The sequence below is a fragment of the uncultured Ruminococcus sp. genome (assembly GCF_937915125.1).
Lineage (GTDB): Bacteria > Bacillota > Clostridia > Oscillospirales > Ruminococcaceae > Ruminococcus_C.
The window spans coordinates 1-5,487 of the sequence record NZ_CALDMP010000006.1; the positions used below are offsets into that span (position 1 = coordinate 1).

Below are 5,487 nucleotides of genomic sequence, written 5' to 3' on the forward strand. Positions count from 1 at the left end.
ATGCTGGTGGGGTCAAGGGGCAAAGCCCCTTGTCGCCGCCCGCAGGCGGCGAAACACCCGGCGCATACTTTTGCGCCGCGGAGAAAAGGGATGAGAAAAGCGAACAAGACCGCTTTCCCCTTGTAAACCTTTTTCAGTAACTCAAATTTTGTAAACGTCCCGGTGGGACGTTTACAACGAAGGATAGAATCTTTTTCAAAAAGTAGCATCACCTTACCGCAATTTCATCCCAGACAGGATGTCCGCCTATTGATGTAATGGTATAATACAGCAGGATCAGATAGGCATCCTGTGGATCGATGCTGCCGTTCTGATCCACATCAATCAGTTTCAGAAGCTGCTGTTCCAGCTCTGGAAATGCCGTAAGGGTGAAATCCGTATTTCCTACAGAATGATTTGCGTAATATAACAATACCAGATATGCATCATCACAGTCAATGCGTCCATTCCGGTCCGTGTCGCCCCGGAGTTTCGGCGTCCAGTCTGCACTTGTATTCAGAGTGGTGCTTGCAGAAGAAGTTTCCGTAAAAGCTGTGGAAATCGTTGTGCTCTCCACTGTCTGGCTGGTTGTTGCTGTTGTTTTGATGGGTGCAGAGGTGGTTATTGGGATAGTAGTTGTCAAAGATGATGTAACAGCAGATGTCAGAGAAGATGCCGTGCTTTGTATGGTTGTTTCGGAAGTAGCTGTGGGAGTAGTTTCTGTAAGCTTTGTTATTGTGGTTTGACTTGTGGTATTGGTAGGACCTGCTGAGGTTGGTGTGGTCAGACAGGACGTGTTTGTTGAAGTAGTAAAAGTAGTTGTAGTAGTGGTTATTGTTGTTGTTGTTGTAATCGTAGTGGTGGTAGTTGTGGATGGCGTTGGTGAAGTGGAAGTAGCAGGTTTCTCTTCCGCCGAAGTAGTCCGTATTTCCATGCTGGTAGTTGTTGGCACAGAACTTGTCCTTGTAGTTTGTTTTGTGGTAATGGTGGTTTTCAGTGTGGTTTCTGTTGTGGTATGAGAAGTGACAGAGACAATGCTGTTGGTTGTCAAGGCAGAAGATGAGACAGCGCCGATTGCAGAATCTGTGGTGGAAACTGTTGTCTGTGTTGTGGTGACAGAACTGGTTTTCAACGAGATATTGGTGGATTTTGTTGTGTGCTGTGTGATAATTGCAGCTGTTGTTAGAGTGGTATTGCTAGCAGCGGTAGAAGTACTGGTGGGAAGTGGGGCAACCAAGGTGTGGCTTGTGGTTGTTGTTTCTCTGGAAGTGCCAGTGCTGTAGGATGTGGTATATTCTGAGGAAGTTATCTGGGTAGTAGTAGTAGTAGTAGTAGTAGTAGTAGTTGTTGTTGTTGTTGTTGTTGTTGTTGCTGCTGTCTGAACTGTTGTTGTGGTTTCCGAAGTAGTCGTATTTGTCGGACCAGCGGAAGTGACTGTTCCGGAAAAGGTTGTGGTTTTTCTTGTAATGCTTGTGGTCTGAATCGTGGTTTCCATACTGGTTGTCTGAGACAAAGTGCTTGTTTTCGAAGTGGTCTTTGTAGTAGAAACGGCAGTTGTTGTTTTTGAGGATGCCGGAGCAGATGAGGTGCTGAAAGATGTTTCTGGTATTGTGGTGGTAGTTTCTGTCGTAGAGGTAGTAGTAGTAGTAGTAGTAGTTGTTGTTGTTGCTGCTGATGTTGTTGTAACCAGTTGTATTTCGGAAGAAGTTGTACATTCTTCTGTCGTAGAGGTTGTATTGTTCGTGGTTGTATCTGATTGGGTAACAGTGTACTCTGTTGCTGTTGTCTCCGGAATGGCAGTCTCTTCTGGAATACTGTCAGAAGTGGAAGAGATAGTAGAAGCGGAAGAAGAGGTAGTAGTAGTAGTAGTAGTAGTAGTAGTAGTTGTTGTTGTTGTTGTTTCTGGCTCAGATTCCGAACTTGTCTGCAATTCCTTTTCGGATGTGGTGGTTTCTGTTTCGATGGTTGTCTCCGTGCTACTTTCTGTTGGCGTGCTGACAAAGATGGTTAGAATTGTGGTATTGTCCTGTACCATCCAAGAGGAAAGATCTTCCTGAGTGGCGGCATATACATTGAGAAGTGCCGCAACTGTGCCGTCCTGGAATGCCTGGGGTAACTGTACCATATCAGTAGGAAGTGTGCTGAAGCTGTCGTTTGTTCCTACGGCGTTGAATAAACTTTCTTCTGAAATATAGCAGGAAATCAGCGGCGTTTCAGAGCCGCCTGTGTATGTCCCCAGAAGCATGCCCATATTCTCGCTGGTGTCTGTGCCAAAGACTTCTCCTAGGTGATAACAGCAAGACAGCGGTGCTGTGCTGATTCCGGCAATGCCGCCGGCGTTGCTATCGGTTATGCCAATCGTTCCTGTATGGCAGCAGTTTTTCAGAACCGCTGTATTATGACCGACAATGCCCCCGGCACGGCTTGCTGCGAAAATATTCCCGGATACGGAACAATTTCGGATGCAGCCGCTGTTTTTTCCGGCAATGCCGCCCAAATATGCTTTTCCGGTGAAGTTGACTTCTTTCAGATACAAGTTTTCTACCACGCCGTCAGTGCCGATCACGCCAAACATTCCGCCATAATTCAACGCCAGATCCTGGAAATGCAATCCGGAAATCATGTGTCCCTTTCCGTTGAATGTGCCCAGAAATGGTGCTTGGGCAGTGCCAATGGGAGCCCATTCAGAATCGCTGACGGTGATATCTTCGTTTAATATCCCATGGAGATCCTGCTTTTCTTGGGCGGCGTCTGCAAACCAGAACAGCTGTTCCGCACTGCGGATCTCATAGGGAGATTCCGACGAGCCGTCTCCCTGAGGGATCGCTTCCAATGCGCCTGCCAGAGTGTACTGTATGGAATAGGGACAGATGTAGCTTGCGATGCATACGACAATGGCAATGATCAGGCAAAGCAGCTTCTGTGCTCCGAAGCGTGATACATATGTTATCTTTCGCATAAGACGCCTCCTTTTTTGAAAAAGAAGTGGTTCAACATATTCTCCTATATTATAACATAATTCGACAAATTCTGCAATATTTCTGAACAGGATCTGGAAACGATTTTTTGCTTATTTTTATGCAGCCAGATGCTTTTGCTGGTTCAGACTGACAGATGTTTTTGACTACATAAAAAATTCAGAATATAACTGAAATTTTTTCATCAAACTATATGAGATTTCGTGTATTCTATAAAAAGTATATTGTATATGCATAAAGTTGTGGCCGTCTGTGTCACTTGGAACACAAAGGAGTAACATATGGTTTTAAAGTATCTGGCTGTTTTTTTCGTTTCTATGGTTCCCATCGTAGAACTGCGTGGTGCGGTTCCCATTGGGACAGGCTTTATGGGTCTGCCCTGGCTGCCTACACTGATCGTCTGCGTGATCGGAAATATGGTTCCGGTGCCGTTTATCTATTTTTTTGCCAGAAAGATTCTGGTCTGGGGCTCGGATAAGCGCTTCATCGGGAAATTCTTCAAATGGTGTCTGGAAAAAGGCGAAAAGGGAGGAAAGAAGCTACAGGAAAAAGCAGGACGCGGGCTGTTCCTGGCACTGCTCTTGTTCGTAGGCATTCCCATTCCGGGGACTGGTGCATGGACAGGCACTCTTGCAGCAAGTCTGCTCAACATGGGCTTCAAGCGCAGTGTTGTTGCAGTCATACTTGGCGTACTGCTCGCCGGCATTATCATGACACTGGGCACTTTGGGTGTATTTTCTGCCATCACCTCAATTTTTTCGTAATTGAACAAAACAACAACGGCGCACATTCTGAATAGAGAATGTGCGCCGTTGTTGTATGTATTTTTCAGCAATTATTCCTGGGGCAGATAGCGGAAAGCTGTAACATCTGCCGGCGTTTCACAGGGTGCACCGTTTCCGCTGGCAAACAGTGCAATATAATTTCCGGTAAAGCAGCCGCCAGCTTCGGTGGTCAGGTACTGGGTCTCGCCACTGCCTGCCAGTACCATTTCTCCGCCGTCCGCTGCAAAGAAGAACCGATACCAATCCCGGCTGCATTCCAGACGGAGAGTCACTTGCTCTGCATTGCAGGGAATCACGTTTTCCACTGCCTGGAGTGAACCGATTCTCCGGCGGACTATGATGCATGGCTTTCCGTCCAGGCGGGTCTTTGCGATCTCATAATGATGTCCCGGGTTCATATAGACAGTCAGACCGGCTTCTTCGCCATCACGTTCCGGTGCGAAAGTGATATCTGCCTCGGCTGTGCAGCAGAAATGCTCCTGCCGTCTGCCAAGCCATGTTTTCGGGGTATCTTCCGAAAGCCTGGCAGCATTTCCCCAAAGCTGTAACTGTTTTCCCGTCAACTGAATCAGTCCCGGCACCGGATTGTAGATATAATTCCAGGAAGGATGCAGGGCTGTGCTGTCGAAATGATCTTCCACGGCACTTCCCGGTACATACCCGGCAGTCTGGAACGCTGGCAGCTCCGGCACATCAAATTCCGTCAGAACGGCACCTTCTGCACCCATATAAAACCAGCCGTTTTCTTTTTTCACGGGAACCAGCATAGTCTCCCGTCCCAGATTGTGCCGGAACGGATAGGCGAGAGGACGGTTGCCCAGGCATACTGCCCACCAGTTTCCAGCCGGGTCGTCTACCAGATCGGCGTGTCCTGCTGCCTTTATGGGCAGAGCATGTCCGATATTGGTGAGGACAGGGTTGTGCGGACAGGGCTCATACGGACCGAGAATATTCTTGCTCCGTGCTATAGCTGCCATGTGGCACATCTCTGTGCCGCCCTGGGCAATGAGCAGATAGTACATGCCGTCGATTTTGTACAGATGGGGTCCCTCGGGGTTATTCGCCGTGCCCTGCCAGAGGAGATGGGGTTCCCCAATGGCTTCCCCTGTCTGAATATTGACTTCGTTGAGATAGACCTCGCAATCTGTGCCCAGATAGTATACTTTTCCGTCGTCATCGAAAAACAGAGACGGATCAATGCCGGGGAACGGCAGAGCGATTGGATCAGACCATTCGCCGCTGGGGTCTGTTGCTGTGACAATAAAATTGCCGTGGTTATCGCCGGTGACATTCGTGACGATAACATAAAATGTTCCCTCGTGATAGCGGATGGTAGGGGCGTAGATGTTGAGGCAATTGGGTGCACCCGGTACCAGCTTTACCTGGGAATCCCGTGTCAGGCAGTGCCCGATCTGTTCCCAGTGCACCAGATCCTGGCTGTGGAATACGGGAATGCCCGGAAAATATTCGAATGTACTTGTTACCAGGTAAAAATCATTACCCACACGACAAATGCTGGGGTCCGGGTGAAAGCCCGGGAGAATGGGGTTGGTATACTGCATAATGAAACTCCGTTCTGCCACAATATAATACGGCGGTTTGTTCGATGCTTTAGGCAATACCGCACAAAGATTGTGCGTCAGATGTACTCTACGAGCATAAACTTTGTCAGATTTTTTGTCAGATGAAACAAAAAGCGCAGTGAATACTTTGTGTATTCACGAGCATTTTTGCGAAATATGACG

Annotated in this window: 3 protein-coding genes; 1 reads left to right on the plus strand and 2 read right to left on the minus strand. The window is 47.9% G+C overall.

Annotated elements, in window-relative coordinates:
• Positions 1-208: 208 nt before the first annotated feature.
• Positions 209-2,938 carry a hypothetical protein gene (locus Q0418_RS00570; RefSeq protein WP_298481595.1) on the minus strand — a complete coding sequence of 910 codons (2,730 nt, stop codon included), beginning with the start codon at positions 2,936-2,938 and terminating at the stop codon, positions 209-211.
• Positions 2,939-3,238: 300 nt separating this feature from the next.
• Here Q0418_RS00570 and Q0418_RS00575 point away from each other — a divergent pair, with 300 nt between their 5' ends.
• A complete protein-coding gene (locus tag Q0418_RS00575; RefSeq protein ID WP_298481596.1) occupies positions 3,239-3,721 on the plus strand; it encodes a small multi-drug export protein in 483 nt (160 codons plus the stop codon).
• A gap of 71 nt (positions 3,722-3,792) precedes the next feature.
• On the opposite strand, the gene Q0418_RS00580 is transcribed toward Q0418_RS00575, so the two are convergent.
• A complete protein-coding gene (locus tag Q0418_RS00580; RefSeq protein ID WP_298481597.1) occupies positions 3,793-5,304 on the minus strand; it encodes a glycoside hydrolase family 43 protein in 1,512 nt (503 codons plus the stop codon).
• Positions 5,305-5,487: the final 183 nt, after the last annotated feature.